Origin of the sequence: Thiomonas sp. 13-64-67 (assembly GCF_002282795.1) — a bacterium.
Classification (GTDB): domain Bacteria; phylum Pseudomonadota; class Gammaproteobacteria; order Burkholderiales; family Burkholderiaceae_C; genus Thiomonas; species Thiomonas arsenitoxydans.
Map to the genome: position 1 here is coordinate 1 of NZ_NCKP01000074.1, position 14,037 is coordinate 14,037.

At 67.2% G+C, this 14,037-nt stretch carries 14 protein-coding genes and 1 pseudogene; 7 read left to right on the top strand and 8 right to left on the bottom strand.

Features of this window, described 5'->3' with window-relative positions; translation table 11 throughout:
- The 6 genes and pseudogenes from B7X30_RS13820 to pyrE form a co-directional block, all read right to left on the bottom strand.
- Window positions 1-336, bottom strand: a 336-nt coding sequence (locus tag B7X30_RS13820; protein ID WP_286731292.1) for a YeeE/YedE family protein, incomplete at its 3' end; no start/stop codon positions are given.
- Between the two features lie 40 nt (window positions 337-376).
- A complete protein-coding gene (locus B7X30_RS13825; protein ID WP_286731293.1) occupies window positions 377-616 on the bottom strand; it encodes a hypothetical protein in 240 nt (79 codons plus the stop codon).
- A gap of 401 nt (window positions 617-1,017) precedes the next feature.
- Window positions 1,018-2,326: pseudogene (locus B7X30_RS13830) on the bottom strand (sigma 54-interacting transcriptional regulator).
- Window positions 2,327-2,335: 9 nt separating this feature from the next.
- Window positions 2,336-2,839 carry a hypothetical protein gene (locus B7X30_RS13835; RefSeq protein WP_286731294.1) on the bottom strand — a complete coding sequence of 168 codons (504 nt, stop codon included), beginning with the start codon at window positions 2,837-2,839 and terminating at the stop codon, window positions 2,336-2,338.
- Entirely contained in the window at window positions 2,836-4,299 is a 1,464-nt protein-coding gene (locus tag B7X30_RS13840) for a sensor histidine kinase (RefSeq protein ID WP_286731296.1), read from the bottom strand. The genes B7X30_RS13835 and B7X30_RS13840 overlap by 4 nt, the downstream gene beginning before the upstream one ends.
- 32 nt (window positions 4,300-4,331) lie before the next feature.
- The gene (gene pyrE / locus B7X30_RS13845) at window positions 4,332-5,030 is read right to left on the bottom strand and encodes an orotate phosphoribosyltransferase (protein WP_286731298.1); all 699 of its coding nucleotides are present in this window, start codon (window positions 5,028-5,030) and stop codon (window positions 4,332-4,334) included.
- Window positions 5,031-5,134: 104 nt separating this feature from the next.
- On the opposite strand from pyrE, the gene B7X30_RS13850 reads away from it, so the two are divergent.
- The 5 genes from B7X30_RS13850 to ubiM all read left to right on the top strand — a co-directional run bounded on the left by B7X30_RS13850 (window position 5,135) and on the right by ubiM (window position 9,200).
- The gene (locus B7X30_RS13850; RefSeq protein WP_286731299.1) at window positions 5,135-5,980 is read left to right on the top strand and encodes a 23S rRNA (adenine(2030)-N(6))-methyltransferase RlmJ; all 846 of its coding nucleotides are present in this window, start codon (window positions 5,135-5,137) and stop codon (window positions 5,978-5,980) included.
- 216 nt (window positions 5,981-6,196) lie between these two features.
- A complete protein-coding gene (locus B7X30_RS13855) occupies window positions 6,197-6,529 on the top strand; it encodes a YegP family protein (RefSeq protein ID WP_156053888.1) in 333 nt (110 codons plus the stop codon).
- Between the two features lie 93 nt (window positions 6,530-6,622).
- On the top strand, window positions 6,623-6,817 hold the full coding sequence (locus B7X30_RS13860; protein WP_286731300.1) for a hypothetical protein: 195 nt from the start codon (window positions 6,623-6,625) through the stop codon (window positions 6,815-6,817).
- Window positions 6,769-7,926: a dihydrolipoyl dehydrogenase gene (locus tag B7X30_RS13865; RefSeq protein WP_286731303.1), complete on the top strand. Its 1,158-nt coding sequence runs from the start codon at window positions 6,769-6,771 to the stop codon at window positions 7,924-7,926. The genes B7X30_RS13860 and B7X30_RS13865 overlap by 49 nt, the downstream gene beginning before the upstream one ends.
- Window positions 7,927-7,970: 44 nt before the next feature.
- Window positions 7,971-9,200 carry a 5-demethoxyubiquinol-8 5-hydroxylase UbiM gene (ubiM, locus tag B7X30_RS13870; protein WP_286731305.1) on the top strand — a complete coding sequence of 410 codons (1,230 nt, stop codon included), beginning with the start codon at window positions 7,971-7,973 and terminating at the stop codon, window positions 9,198-9,200.
- 6 nt (window positions 9,201-9,206) lie between these two features.
- Here the strand turns inward: ubiM and cydC are convergent, their stop codons facing one another.
- Window positions 9,207-10,994 carry a thiol reductant ABC exporter subunit CydC gene (gene cydC, locus B7X30_RS13875; RefSeq protein ID WP_286731307.1) on the bottom strand — a complete coding sequence of 596 codons (1,788 nt, stop codon included), beginning with the start codon at window positions 10,992-10,994 and terminating at the stop codon, window positions 9,207-9,209.
- Window positions 10,994-12,751 carry a thiol reductant ABC exporter subunit CydD gene (cydD, locus tag B7X30_RS13880; protein WP_286731308.1) on the bottom strand — a complete coding sequence of 586 codons (1,758 nt, stop codon included), beginning with the start codon at window positions 12,749-12,751 and terminating at the stop codon, window positions 10,994-10,996. The genes cydC and cydD overlap by 1 nt, the downstream gene beginning before the upstream one ends.
- 204 nt (window positions 12,752-12,955) lie before the next feature.
- Between cydD and B7X30_RS13885 the strand changes: the two genes are divergently transcribed.
- Both B7X30_RS13885 and B7X30_RS13890 read left to right on the top strand, forming a co-directional pair.
- Window positions 12,956-13,405, top strand: a complete 450-nt coding sequence (locus B7X30_RS13885) for an OsmC family protein (RefSeq protein ID WP_286731311.1) — start codon at window positions 12,956-12,958, stop codon at window positions 13,403-13,405.
- Window positions 13,406-13,461: 56 nt separating this feature from the next.
- On the top strand, window positions 13,462-14,037 hold a 576-nt coding region (locus tag B7X30_RS13890), incomplete at its 3' end, for a class I SAM-dependent methyltransferase (protein ID WP_286731314.1).

Below are 14,037 nucleotides of genomic sequence, written 5' to 3' on the forward strand. Positions count from 1 at the left end.
GTGGCCGCTGGCGCAGCCCGAACTCAGCCGCGCGCCCACCCCCACCAGCAGACCGCCGACGAGCAGCAGCCCCCAGGGCGCCTCGAATTGCGCGCCGGGCAGGGGCATCGACAGCGCCCACAGTACCGAAGCCGCGAGCACGCCGACGAGAAAACTCAGCCGCCACGAGGCCGGGCGACGCGCGGCCAGAGCGTCGCTGAGCGAGCCGCCCAGAATGCCGCTGATGCCCGCGATCTTGCCGCCGCCTAAGGCGAGCGCGCCCGCTGCGGCGCCGATCAACGCGCCGCCTGCAAGGGCGGAATAAGGGGTGAATACAGACCAGTCGATGGTGAACATGGCAGTGCTCCTGTCAGGGTGAGGTGGGGGCAGGGGCGAGTCAGCGCCGCGGCCCGGACGGGTGGATCGGGCGCGGGGATGCGCCCAAGGCGTTGTCGTCAAACTCGCGTTGCAGAAGGTCGAGGTCGTGCGCCTGCTGGCGCTGCAGCCGGGCCAGCGGATCGGGCTGGTAAAGCGCCCGCAGTTGCGCGGCGAGGCCATGCAGCTGGCGCTGCATGGCGTGAAACCGGGCCAGGGCGAGTTCGGTGTGCGGGGCGGCGGGGGAAGGGAGGGTGTGCATGAGGATTCTCCGGTTGGGGGCGGATCGATCGGATGCGATCTGCGCGGAGTCCTAGTGCAAACCCTGTGCCACCGGGGTGCTTTCAGAGGGAGTGAGGGAAAAAATCACACAAATCAGCGACAAACGGCCGATTTGCCCAAGAAAAGCGTCGGGCAGCGGCGACGGATTGCCCGGTGTTTTTTCAACGCCTTGATTTATCGAATGATTTTTGTCGCGGATGGGCGACGGGGCGACAAGCCCTAGTGCAGTGGTGCATGCTTGATGGAACGAATAAAAATGATGGATTTGGCGTCAGGGCAAGGCGCAAACCACAGCGATACCCGAAGGTATCGCGCGGATTTGCAACGCAGCCCTGGCGTCAAAGACGCGGTTTTATGTTCCAGATAGCGTGCACCAATGCACTAGCTTTGCGGCGGCGCTTCTTCGGCAGCGGCTTTGAACTGCGCCGGGTCGAGATGGTGCTTGCCGAGCAGGCGATAGAACTCGGTGCGGTTGCGTTGCGCCAGCCGCCTGTTCGCGGGCTTCGGCGAAAGGCAGCAGGGTGGTGGGTTTGAGCCGCAGCGCCCGCGTCACCGAGGTGGCCGGTATGCGGCTGGTGGTACTCAGCGCGCAGCACTGCTCGACCACGTTCATGAGCTGGCGCACATTGCCGGGCCAGTCTTGTTGTTGCAGCAGATCGAGCGCGTCGGGCGTGAAGCCGGTGATGCGCCGGTGCAGCCGGGGGGTGAGAATCTTCAGCGCATGCTGCGCCAGCATGGCGATGTCTTCGCGCCGTTCGCGCAGCGGCGGCAGGTGCAGGGTGACGACATTGAGGCGGTAATACAGGTCGTCGCGAAACTGGCCGAGCGCGATGGCGGCGTCGAGATCGCGGTGGGTGGCGGAGACGATGCGCACGTCCACATCGACCGCCTGCGCCGCGCCCAGCGGGCGCACCTGGCGCTCTTGCAGCACGCGCAGCAGCTTGACTTGCAGCGGCAGCGGCATATCGCCGATTTCGTCGAGAAACAGCGTGCCGCCGCTGGCCTGCTGGAACAGCCCGGTCTGCGCCTGGCTGGCGCCGGTGAACGAACCCTTGGCATGACCGAACAGCTCCGATTCGAGCAGGGTTTCGGGAATGGCGGCGCAGTTGATGGCGACGAACGGCCCGGCCTGCCGGGGGCTTGCGCGGTGAATGGCGCGGGCCAGCATTTCCTTGCCGGTGCCCGACTCGCCGCGAATGAGCACGCTGGCCTCGCTGCGCGCCACCAGTCCGGCTTCGGACAGCAGTGCGAGCATGCGCGGACTGGCGGTGAGAATGTCGGCGCGCCAGGCTTCGTCCTTGGGCGAGGGCGCGGCGGCTTGCTTGGGCTGCAGCGCGATCGCACGCTCCAGCAGAGCAAGCAGCTCGCGCGCTTCGAACGGCTTGGTCAGAAAGCCGAACACGCCGCGCTGCGTGGCGTCCACCGCGTCGGGAATGGTGCCGTGGGCGGTGAGGATGATGACCGGCAGCGACGGGTCTTGCGCGCGGATGTGCTCGAACAGCGACAGCCCGTCCATACCGTCCATGCGCAGATCGGTAATGACCGCGCTGGGGCGGCTGGCCGCCAGGCTGCCCAGCGCCTCGGCGCCGCTGGCGGCGGTGACGGGCGCATAACCGGCCGAGCGCAGACGGATGGCCAGCAGCTGGCGCAGGTCGGGGTCGTCATCCACCAGAAGAACGGTTGCGGGCATGGGGTGGGATCAGCGGCTGCGGTTCTGAAGCTGGGTCTCCAGCGATTTGATCTGGTCGATCTGCTTTTGCAGGGCCTGGACGTTTTTCTGCGCCTGCTGCAGGGCGAGTTGCTGCGCGGCATCGCGCTGCAGCAGGGTGATGAAGTTGCGCATCGGCACATCGTCAGCGCGGGCTCGCACACCTTCAAGCAAATTCTGTGCAAGTTCGGCGTCGCCCGCATCGCCGCGCGCCAGCAACAGCATGGCGAGCTGCAGTTGTTCGGCAACCCCGCGCCGCTTGCCCAGCGCCAGCAGCCGCGCCGTCTGGCTCTGCAGCGCCGGGCCCGCGGTCTGCGGGGTGTCGCGCAGCAGGCGGTCGAGGGTGGTTTCGTCGAGGCGATCGGTCGGGGCCGAGCCGGAGGTCGTTGGTGCGGCCATTTGAGCCAACCGCGGCAGTTCGGCGCAGGACGTCAGCGCGAGCGGCAGCGCGAGGGGAAGAATGAAGCGTTGGCGTAGAAAACGTGGCAAGGTCATACCGGATTTTGAGCTTGGTCTGGAAGAAACACGCGAAACACCGCGCCGGGGCCGGGGTGGGGCGCGAGCTCCAAGGTGCCGCCGTGCATCTGGGCGTACTGCCGCGCCAGGGCCAGACCGAGCCCGGTGCCGCGCAAGGCGCTGGCCGGCTGGTTGCGGCCCTGGAAAAACGGCTGGAACAACTGCTTGCGGTCTTCCGGCGCCACGCCCGGGCCCTGATCGCTGACGCAGATTTCAACGCCGCCTTCGACCCGATTGGCGTCGAATCCGATTCGGCCGCCCTGCGGGCTGAAGCGGATGGCGTTGACCAGCAGGTTCTCGAACAGGCTTTCCAGCTTGGCGCGGTCGCCCTGCACTTGTAGCGCAGCACAGCCGCACTCCACATGCACGCCCTTCGCCCGCAGCGTGAGATGATTGCGGCGGATCAAACTGGCGAGCAATAGCCGCAGCTTCACCGGGCCGATCTGCAGCGGTTCGGGGTGATGCAGCGCGCTGTCGTAATGGATCAGGCTGTCGATGCGGTGGTGCAGGTCGCGCACATTGCCGCGCATGATGCGGGTGATCGACTGCTGCTCGGCGTTGAGCGGGCCGGGCACGCCTTCGGCCAGCAAGTCCACGCCCTCTTTCATCGAGGCCAGCGGGGTCTTGAGTTCGTGCGACACATGCCGCAGCAACTGGATTTTCTGCGCCTCCAGATCGGCCAGCCTGCGGCGCAGCCAGTCGAGTTGCACGCCCAGATCGACCAGATCGCGCGGCCCGGCCACGCTGGGCGCCTGATCGAGCTGCCCTTCGCCCAGACGGCGGATGGAGCGTTTGATCTGTCGCAAGGGCTGGCTGAGCAGCCAGGAGAACAGCAGCGCCAGACAGACCGACAGGCTCACGCTGGCCAGCGCCAGCCAGCCCAGCACCGACCACACGCGGTTGGAGACCTGCAGCAGCCGCGCTTCCAGCGCATCGACCAGGCCGTTGCTGTGGTTGATCAGCCTGTCGGCCGACAGGCGCATGGCGTCGAATTGCGGGTTGAGCGCGTTGAACACCCGGGCGCCATCCTTCACCTTGCCCGAGGCCATGACCCCGGCGAACAGCGCCGCTTCCTGCGTGTTCAGGCTGTAGAGGGTGTGCTGCTGGTCGGGCGGCAGCGGCATGGCCTGGAGTTGCGCGGCATCTTGTACATAGGCCTCATGCGCCTGCCGCACGCCGCTGCACAGCGCGGCGTCCTGCAACACCAGACACTGGCCGCTGGCCCGCTGCAGGTTGTCGATGTCCTGGGCGATCTGGCGTGAGGTACGCGTGAGCTGCACCGCCACGGCCACCGAGCTGCGCGCCTGCGTGGCCACCTGATCGAACAGATACGCCGTGACCGATAGCCCGATGAGCAGCGGCAGCCCCACCAGCGCAAAGCTCCACAGCAGCAGCGCGGAAAAAGAGATGCCGAGCGGCGCGCGCAGCTTGAGGGTCATGGCGGATTCGTTCGCGACTCTTGCGTGCTGTGTCAGACCCCGTAAGTGTCGCGGTACTGCTGTACCGCGGGCCGCCAGCGCGCCAGCTCTTGGTGGCCGCTGTCGGCCAGATAGGCGAGCAGGCTGTCGAGATTGGCGATGGAAATGACCGGCAGCCCGTACTCGTGGCTGACGTGCTGTACGGCCGAAACATCGAGGGTGCGACCCTGAATTGCAGCCTTCTCCTGGCGGTCGAGCGCGATGAGCACGGCGGCGGGTTCCGCCCCGGCCGCGCGGATCAGCCGCACCGATTCGCCCGTGGCCGTTCCCGCGGAAATGACGTCATCGACGATGACCACCCGGCCGCGGATGGGCGCGCCCACGGTGCTGCCGCCCTCGCCGTGATCCTTGGCTTCCTTGCGGTTGTAGGCGAAGCCGACATTGCGGCCCAGTCGCGCCAGTTCCACCGCGACCACCGCGCCGAGCGGAATGCCCTTGTACGCCGGGCCGAACAGCATGTCGAACGTCACGCCGCTCTCCAGCAGCGCGCGCGCATAAAACTGCGCCAGCCGCGCCAGCATGGCGCCGTCGTTGAACAAACCGGCGTTGAAAAAATAGGGCGACTGCCGCCCCGCCTTGGTGGTGAAGTCGCCAAAGGCAATCACGCCGCTGTCGACGGCGAAACGGATGAAGTCGAGCGCGTTGGGGAGCGCACTTGGCGCGGAAGCGGTTGCAGGAGAAGGGGAGGACATGATGGCGGTGCAGGGTGGAGCGGCGCAGCAAGACGCGCCGCAGATTCAGAACGGCATTGTGCCGCAGGATTTCTCCCCGGCCCGTCAGCGGCTACAGTGCACACATGCTCGCCTACCGACACGCCTTTCACGCCGGCAACCACGCCGACGTGCTCAAACATCTGGTGCTGGTGCAGGTGCTCCGGCACATGAACCGCAAAGAAAAACCCTATTGGGTGATCGACACCCACGCGGGCGCCGGGGGTTACCCGCTGCACGAAGCCTCTGCGCAAAAAAATGCCGAGTACGCCGAGGGCATCGAGCGCCTCTGGAACCGCAAGGACGCGCCGGAGGCGGTGCAAGACTATCTCGCGCAGATCCGTGCCTTCAACACCGGCGGCCACCTTCTTTATTATCCGGGCTCGCCCGCCATTGCCCACCAGCTCATGCGGCCGCAAGACAAGCTGCGGCTGTTCGAGCTGCATCCCACCGATCACCGCGTGCTCGACGCCACCTTCGGCGCGCAGCCAGGGGTGCAGGTGCGCTGCGCCGACGGTTTTGTCGCCCTCAAAAGCCTGCTGCCGCCGCAAGACCGCCGCGCCGTCGTGCTGCTCGATCCGTCTTACGAACTCAAGACCGATTACGCCGCGCTGCGCAACACGGTCAGCGACGCGCTGCAGCGCTTTGCCGTCGGCACCTATGCGGTGTGGTACCCGGTGCTGCAGCGGCGCGAGTCGCACCTGCTGCCGCAACAGCTGCGCCGCATCGCAGGCCAGGCCGACTGGCTCGATGTACGCATGCAGGTGCGCGAACCCGACGCCAGTGGCTTCGGCCTGCTGGGCAGCGGCATGTTCCTCATCAACCCGCCGTGGACGCTGCACGCCACCTTGCGCGAGGTGCTGCCCTGGTTGACCGGGGTGCTCGGACAATTCAATGGGGCGCATTTCGCGCTGGAGCAGCAGGCCGGCTGATCCACCCTCGGCTGATCGACCCCCAATACGCGGCCGATCTGTCAACTATTGTCAAAAGTTGGGTCGCAAGTCTTGCATTTGTCACAGAACGCGCCGACCATTCGGGGCGTGCGGGGAGGCTTCGTCCCTGCCCCTGTTCCCATTCGTCCCTCGGCGCGCGTTGCCTGACAAGCGCCTGCGTCGCCCGGCTTCGACTTACCCATCCAGGAGTTCTCTATGGCAGTCAGCTTTGAATTGCACAAAAACGAAAAAGGTCAGTTCCACTTTTCGCTCAAAGCGGCCGATGGCGGCACGCTGCTGAGCAGCGAGCACTACGAGAGCAAGGCCTCCGCAGAGAATGGCATGGCCTCGGTGAAAAAGAACAGCGTGCTGCCCGAGCGCTTTGAAAAACAGGTCGCCAGCGACGGCCGTGCCTACTTCACGCTGAAGGCGGCCAACCATCAGGTGGTGGGCACCAGCCCGATGTTCGGCACCGCCGACAAGCGCGATGCCATGCTCGCCATGGTGCACGCCGAGGCCGAGCACGCCGCCGTGCACGATCACACCTGAAGTGTTTTGCACCGCGCGGCTTGACCCTGCCCAAAACGGGCGTCAAGCCGCGCCGATAGACTGGCGCGCAGTCCTCTTCACCGGAGTTCCTCCGTGCGTCACGTTCATATCGCCATCCTTGGCGCCGGCACAGCCGGGCTCACCGCGCTGTCGCAGGTGCGCAAGCACACCGACGACTTTGTCATCATCAACCACGGCCCCTACGGCACCACCTGCGCCCGCGTGGGCTTCTGCCCGCCGTGCTGCAGCGGGTGCGCGACTACCGCGATGCGCGCGTGGCCGGGGTGATGGGCGCGACCCACAGCCTGCAGCCTGCGCAGAACATCGCCGGGCGGGCCCGGCTCGACGGGCCGGGTCGCGTCATCGTCACCCACGACGACGGACGCGAAGAGGTCATCACCGCCGACCGCATTCTCATCGCCACCGGCAGCCGTCCGGTCGTGCCGCAGGCGTGGCGGGCGTTTGGCAACCGCATTCTCACAACCGACGACCTGTTCGAGCGCCCCGATCTGCCGCGCCGCATCGCCGTGGTCGGGCTGGGGGTGATCGGCCTCGAACTGGGGCAGGCGCTGGCACGGCTAGGCCTGGACGTGCACGGCTTCGAGCTGCGCGAAAGCCTCGGGCCGTTGACCGATCCGGTCATCCAGGCCGAGGCGCAACACCGCATCGGCGCCGAATTTCCTCTCCATCTGGGCCGCGCCGTCGATCTGCGCGAAGGGGCTGCGGGCACGCTGATCGTGGACAACGGCGAAAGCCCGGTCGAGGTCGATGCCGTGCTGGCAGCCATGGGGCGGCGCACCAACACCGACGGCCTTGGGCTTCAAACGCTGGGCGTGCCGCTCGACGCCCGCGGCCTACCCGACTTCGACCGCAACACCCTGCAGATCGGCGACCTGCCGGTGTATTTCACCGGCGACGTCAACGGCGAGCTGCAAGTGCTGCACGAGGCGTCCGACGAAGGCTTCATCGCCGCCTTCAATGCCCTGCACGGAGCGGCGCGCTTTCGCCGCCGCGTGCCGCTGGCGATTGCCTTCACCGACCCGCAGATTGCCGTGGTCGGCCAGACCTGGCAGGCGTTGCAGGGGCGGTCGTTTGCTACCGGCGGGTTCAACTTCGCCCAGCAGGCGCGCGCCATGGCCATGCTGCGCGCGGCCGGACAATTGCATGTGTACGCCGAGCCCGGCAGCGGCAAACTACTGGGGGCGGAGATGTGCGTGCCCGGCGCCGAGCATCTGGGGCATCTGCTGGCCCTGGCCCTGCAGCGCAACATGACCGTGGCCGAACTGCTCACCCTGCCCTTCTATCACCCGGTGCTCGAAGAGGGTTTGCGCGCGGCGTTGCGGGTGCTGGCGCGCGCGGTGTATGGTGAAGCGCAGCTGGAAATGGCGCGGCTGTAAACACTGGACAAACTTTCTTTATGACCGCTTCACAGGACTTTGACATGACGTTCGATCTCGCCATCATCGGCGCCGGCCCGGCCGGTCTGTCCATGGTGCGGGCGCTGGCTGGCAGCGGCCTGCGCATCGCCCTCGTCGAGCAGCAAAGCGCGGCCGCGCTGGCCGACCCCCCTTTCGACGGCCGCGAAATTGCGCTCAGCCTGCGCACCCTGCGCACCCTGCGCGAGTCCGGGGTGTTCGACCATATCGCGCCCGATCAGGTGTTTCCGCTCGAACACGCCGTGGTGCTCAACGGCAACGATCCGCATCCCATGCGCGTATCGCCGCTGCGCGGCAAAACCCAGCTCGGCGCCCTCGTGCCCAATCAGCAAATCCGCCGCGCGGTCTGGGCTGCGGTGCAGGGCCAAAGCGAATACACCCTGTTCGACCAGACCCGTCTGGGCGCGGTGCGCACCGATGCGCAGGGCGTTGAGCTCGACCTCGAGCCGGCGCAGGCAGCGGCGGCCGCTGCCCCGGCCCAGACTCTCCGGGCGAAGCTGCTGATCGCCGCCGACAGCCGGTTTTCCGAAACCCGCCGCAAGATGGGCATCGGGGCCGACTCGCACGACTTCGGCAAGACCATGCTGGTGTGCCGCATGCAGCATGAGCAGCCGCATCACCACACCGCGTGGGAATGGTTCGGCATCGGCCAGACCTTGGCCTTGCTGCCCTTGTCCGAACACCTCTCGTCCGTGGTGCTCACCCTGCCGCAGCATGAGATGCAGGCCTTGCTGGAGCTGCCCGACGCCGACTTCGAGCGCGACATCACCCGGCGCTACCAGGGTCGTCTGGGCGAAATGAAACGCGCGGGCAGCCGTCACACCTATCCGCTGGTCGGGGTTTATGCCCAGCGCTTCGTCGCGCCGCGTTTCGCCTTGATCGGCGACGCCGCCGTGGGCATGCACCCTGTCACCGCGCACGGCTTCAACTTCGGTCTGCACGGCGTCGATCTGCTGTCGCGCGAAATTCTGGCTGCCTCGCGCGCGGGTACCGACATCGCCGCGCCCGAGCGTCTGCAGCGCTTCGAGGCGGCGCATCGCCGCGCGACGCGCCCGCTGTATCTGGCCACGCAAGCCATTGCCACGCTCTACACCGACGACCGCGGCCCGGCCCGTCTGGTGCGCCGACTGGTGCTCGATGCCTCCAGCCGCATCGGCCCCCTGCGCCTGGCCATCGCCACCGCGCTGAGCGAAGACGGATTGAGCCTGCGCGGGCTGTTGCCGCGCATGACCTGAGCCGATTTACAGCGCGTCGTGCAGCGCGCGGAAGGCGCCGCCCTGCCGCGCCAGCAACTCGGCGGGCGCGCCGGCCTCCACCACCCGGCCGGCTTCCATCACCAGCACCCGGTCGACCGCAGCGGGCAGCGCGGCGATGCGGTGGCTGATCAGCAGCACGGTGCGGCCCTGCATCAGTTGCACCAGGTCGCGCAGCAGATCGCGCTCGGTCAGCGCGTCCAGGCCCTCGGTGGGTTCGTCGAGAATGAGCAGCGGCGCGTTGCGCAGCAGCGCGCGGGCGATGGCCACGCGCCGCGCCTGTCCGCCCGACAGCCGCATGCCGGCCTCGCCCACCCAGGTTTCATACCCCTCGGGCAGCGCGGCGATGAAGTCGTGCAACTGCGCCGCCTTGCACGCCGCGATCACTTCGTCCTCCGTGGCCTCGGGTTTGGCCAGCATGAGGTTGTCGCGGATGGTGGTGTTGAATAGATAGGTGTCTTGCGACACCACGGCGATGTGCGCGCGCAGCGCCTCGCCCGGCCAGGCGCGCAGGTCGTGGCCGCCGATGCGCACGCTTCCCTCCTGATAGTCCCAGAACCGCAGCAGCGCCTGTACCAGCGTGCTCTTGCCCGCGCCGCTGGGGCCGACCAGGGCGACGCGCTCGCCCGCGCGCAGCTGCAGGCTCAGGCCGTCGAGCGCCCAGGCCGCCTCGCCGCGCGCGCCGGGGTAGCGCAGCCGCAGGCCGTCGATCTCGACGTCGGCACGCTCCCACTGCGGCACTGGCATGTCGGCGGGCTCCTCCACCTGCGACCGGGCGTCGAGAATGCCGAACACCCGCCGCGCCGCCGCCAAGGTCTCGCCCAGCATTTGCAGCGCCAGCGGCAGCGGCAAAACCGCCTCGAAACTGGAGAGCACAAATAGCGCCAGCATCGGCAGTTCGGCCGGGGTGATGGACGCATCGGTCACCAGCGGAATGGCCAGCAACAGCGCACACCACATCGCCAGATTGGCCGACAGCCCCAGCAGCCCTTGTGACAGGCCGGTGGCGCGGCTGAGCTGGCGTTGCTGGCCGATCATGGCCTCGGTCAGCGCGTCGATGCGCTGCGCCTGCCGCGCCACCCCGCCATAAACGCGCAGCTCGCCCAGCCCCTGCAAGCCATCGACTGCGGCGCTGCGCAATTCGGCGCGCAGCGCAACCAGCCGCCGCCCCGGGCCATGCCCCAGACGGAAGGTGAGCAGGGGCACGGCCACCCCGGCGAGCAGCAGGAACAAGAGGGTGGACGCAGCCACCCGCCCGCTGTAGAGCGCCATCATGCCCAGAATGAGCGCGCCGCCCAACAGCGCCACGCCCACGGGAACGAGCACGCGCAGATAGAGGTGGTTGAGGGCGTCGATGTCGCTGATGAGGCGGCTGCTCAGGTCGGCGCTGCGCAGCTCTTGCAGCCGCGCCGGGGCCAGCGGCTCCAGCCGCCGGTAGAACCACACCCGCAGTTCCTGCAGCAGGCGGAAGGTGGCCTCGTGCGTGATCAGGCGTTCGATGTAGCGTCCGGCAGTGCGGGTGATGGCCATGCCGCGGATGAAGGCGGCCGGGGTGAAGTAATCCATCGCCGCGCCCACCAGGCCGACCAGCGCCATCTGCGCGATGAACCAGCCCGAGGCCGTCATCAGCGCCACATTGGCCAGCAGGGTGAGCAGCGCGGCGAGCGCGCCCCACAGCATCCAGTTGCGGTAGGGCGCAAACAAACCGACGAGCCGCTTCAAATCGGCGCGCGCCTGGGGCAGATCGAAATCGGGCGGCAGCGGGTTCCAGCGCATCAGGCTTGCTCCTGAACAGCGGGCTCGTGGGCGCGCACCAGCCGGGCAAAGGCGCCGTCGGCCCTCAGCAGATCGGCGGGCGCGCCCTGCTCGATCACGCGTCCGGCTTCGAGCACCACCACATGGTTGGCCTGCAGCACCGTGCTCAGGCGGTGCGCGGCAAGAATGACGCAGCGCTCTTTTGCCAGGGCCAGAATGGCCTCGCCGACCTGCGCCTGCGTCTGCGCGTCGAGCTGCGCCGTGGCTTCGTCGAGCAGCACCAGCTTTGCTGGCTTGAGCAGCGCCCGCGCCAGCGCCAGACGCTGCACCTGTCCGCCCGACAAGCCCAGACCGCGCTCGCCCAGCGGGGTGTCGTAGCCCTGCGGCAGCGCGGCGATGAAGTCATGCGCCTGCGCCGCGCGGGCGGCGCGCTCCACCGCCTCCTGCGGCGGGTCGGACTGGCCCAGCGCGATGTTGTCGCGCACCGTGCCCTCGAACACATGCGGACGCTGCGGCACCCAGGCCACATGCCGCAGCCAGTCGGTGGCGTCGAGCGCGGTCAGCGGCGTTTCATTCACCAGAATGCGCCCGGCCTCGGGCTGCACCAGCGCCATCAGCGCATGTAGCGCGGTGCTCTTGCCCGCGCCGCTGGCGCCCACCAGCGCGGTGAGGCCGCGTGGTAGGGCGGCAAAGCTCACCGCGTCGAGCGCGGGCGGCAGATCGGCGGCGTGGCGCACCGTCACGGCGTCAAAGCGAATCCGCACCTCTTGCCCCGCGTCCAATTTCTGCGTGCCGCCAGTGGTCTGGGCGTGCGGCGGAATCGGGGTGTCGAGCAGCTTGAGCAAGTTTTGCGCAGCGCCGATCGCCTCCATGCGGGCGTGGTAGAAGGTGCCCATATTGCGCAGCGGCAGATAAAACTCGGGCGCCAAAAGCAGCACGAAAAAGCCGTTAAAAAACTGCATCTCACCGTAAAACAGGCGAAAACCGATAAAAACCGCCACCATCGCAATGCTGATGGTGGACATGAATTCCAGCGCCACAGAAGACAGAAACGCCACCCGCAACACCTTCATGGTGCCGATGCGGTATTCCTCGGTGAGCGCGGCCACTACCTCGGCCTCGTGGCGGCTCACGCCAAACAGCTTGAGCGTGGTCAGCCCCTGCAGCGAATCGAGAAACCGCGCGCTCATGCGCGAGAGCAGCTGCCATTGCTGCTGGTTGAGGGTTTCCGTGCCCTTGCCGATCAAAATCATGAAAATCGGAATCAGCGGCGCGGTCAACAACAGCACCAGGCCCGACACCCAGTCCTGCGGCAGCACGAACACCAGAATCGACAGCGGCACCAGCGCGGTGAGCGACATATTGGGCAGGTAGCGCGCGTAATAGGCTTCGAGCGCGTCGATGCCGGTCACGATGGTGTTGGCGATGTCGCCACTGGACTGGCGCGTGAGCCACAAGGGCCCCAGCGCCTGCAAATGCTCGTAAAGACGTCCGCGCAAATCGCGCCGCACCTGCGCTGCGGCTTCGAAGGCTACGTTTTCAGACGCCCGCATCAGCGCGAAACGCAGCGCAAAAATCGGCAGCATCGCCGCCAGATAACCCCACACCTCGGCGAGATGCTGATGGCGGGTGATGACCGCCGACACCACCCGCGCCAGCAGCCAGGCCTGCACGATGATCAGCCAGCCGGCAAACAGCCCCAGCCCCACGGCGCGATTGAGCTGCGGGCGGATATCTTTTTTGCGGGCCTTGAGCCAGAGTTCTTCGGAGGTTGCCAAGATAGAGGTGCAGCTAGGGGTGCAGCGGAAGCAGTCAGCCGCAGAGAAGCCGCGGCGAAACTCGCATATTAGAGGGCGCCGTCAAGGGATGGGTCGCGCCTCAGGTATTAAAGTTGACCGTCATCGGTCTGGTTGCAGAATGGACCGGCCTGCCCTCTCGCCAGCCTTGCACAACGCCAGGCAGCGTCTCACTCAGGAGCTTTCATGGACGACAAACAGCCCCCCAGCGTCACCCTCAAGCAGATCGACGCCTACCAGTTCGACCTGCACTTTGCCGACGACCGCCCCACCATTCTGACCGACGAGCCGCCGCCGCTGGGTACGGGCGCGGGGCCGTCGCCCTCGCACCTGCTGCTCGCTGCCGTGGGCAACTGCATGAGCTCCAGCCTGTATTTCGCCCTGAGCAAATTCAAGCTCGACCCCAAGGGGCTGACCACCACCGCCACGGGCGAAATCGGCCGCAACGAAGCCGGTCGCCTGCGTGTGCTGTCCATCACGGTCGATATTCGCATGGGCGCTGCCGCGCAAGGCATGGATCGGCTCGACCGCGTGCTGATGCAGTTCGAGCAGTTTTGCACCGTGGGCGAAAGCGTGCGCCAGGGCATTCCCGTGACGGTTTCGGTATTCGACGGCGCCGGGCAAAAACTCAAATAACTGCGCAAAATGGCGGCTTTGCGGCTTTACTTTTTCCAATATCAGTCCATACCGCCATGACTTCGCACACTCCCGCCACGCCGCCCGCCGGCAGTTTTGCCGATCCGCGCGAAACCTGGAACGCCCGCTTCGCCAAACCCGGCCTGCACTACGGCGCCGAGCCCAACGCCTTTCTCGTGCGCGAATCCGCGCGTTTTGCGCCCTCCAGCCGCATTCTCAGCGCGGCCGACGGCGAAGGCCGCAATTCCATCTGGCTGGCCGAGCAGGGCCACCACGTCACCGCGTTCGACCTCTCGCCCGTCGCCGTCGATAAAGCCCGCCGCTGGGCGCAGGAGCGCGGCGTATCGGTGGATTTTCACGTCGCCTCGGTGGACGAGTGGGACTGGGCGCCGGGTCGATTCGATGCCGCCGTCGCCATCTTCGTGCAGTTCGCCGACCCGGCCCTGCGCGAGCGCCTGTTCTCCGGCCTGTGGCGCACCCTCAAAACCGGCGGCCTGCTCTGCGTACAGGGCTACGCGGTGAAACAGCTCGAATACGGCACCGGCGGCCCGGGCCGCGCCGACCATCTCTACACCCCCGAACTGCTGCGCGAGCTGTTGCCCGAGGCCGACTGGTTGCTGCTGCAAGAGCAC

What these genes read in the sequence shown, in the direction of transcription:
- B7X30_RS13825 (WP_286731293.1), bottom strand. Translation starts at nt 616, where the DNA reads ATGCACACCCTCCCTTCCCCCGCCGCCCCGCACACCGAACTCGCCCTG.
- B7X30_RS13835 (WP_286731294.1), bottom strand. Translation starts at nt 2,839, where the DNA reads ATGACCTTGCCACGTTTTCTACGCCAACGCTTCATTCTTCCCCTCGCG.
- B7X30_RS13840 (WP_286731296.1), bottom strand. Translation starts at nt 4,299, where the DNA reads ATGACCCTCAAGCTGCGCGCGCCGCTCGGCATCTCTTTTTCCGCGCTG.
- pyrE (WP_286731298.1), bottom strand. Translation starts at nt 5,030, where the DNA reads ATGTCCTCCCCTTCTCCTGCAACCGCTTCCGCGCCAAGTGCGCTCCCC.
- B7X30_RS13850 (WP_286731299.1), top strand. Translation starts at nt 5,135, where the DNA reads ATGCTCGCCTACCGACACGCCTTTCACGCCGGCAACCACGCCGACGTG.
- B7X30_RS13855 (WP_156053888.1), top strand. Translation starts at nt 6,197, where the DNA reads ATGGCAGTCAGCTTTGAATTGCACAAAAACGAAAAAGGTCAGTTCCAC.
- ubiM (WP_286731305.1), top strand. Translation starts at nt 7,971, where the DNA reads ATGACGTTCGATCTCGCCATCATCGGCGCCGGCCCGGCCGGTCTGTCC.
- cydC (WP_286731307.1), bottom strand. Translation starts at nt 10,994, where the DNA reads ATGCGCTGGAACCCGCTGCCGCCCGATTTCGATCTGCCCCAGGCGCGC.
- B7X30_RS13885 (WP_286731311.1), top strand. Translation starts at nt 12,956, where the DNA reads ATGGACGACAAACAGCCCCCCAGCGTCACCCTCAAGCAGATCGACGCC.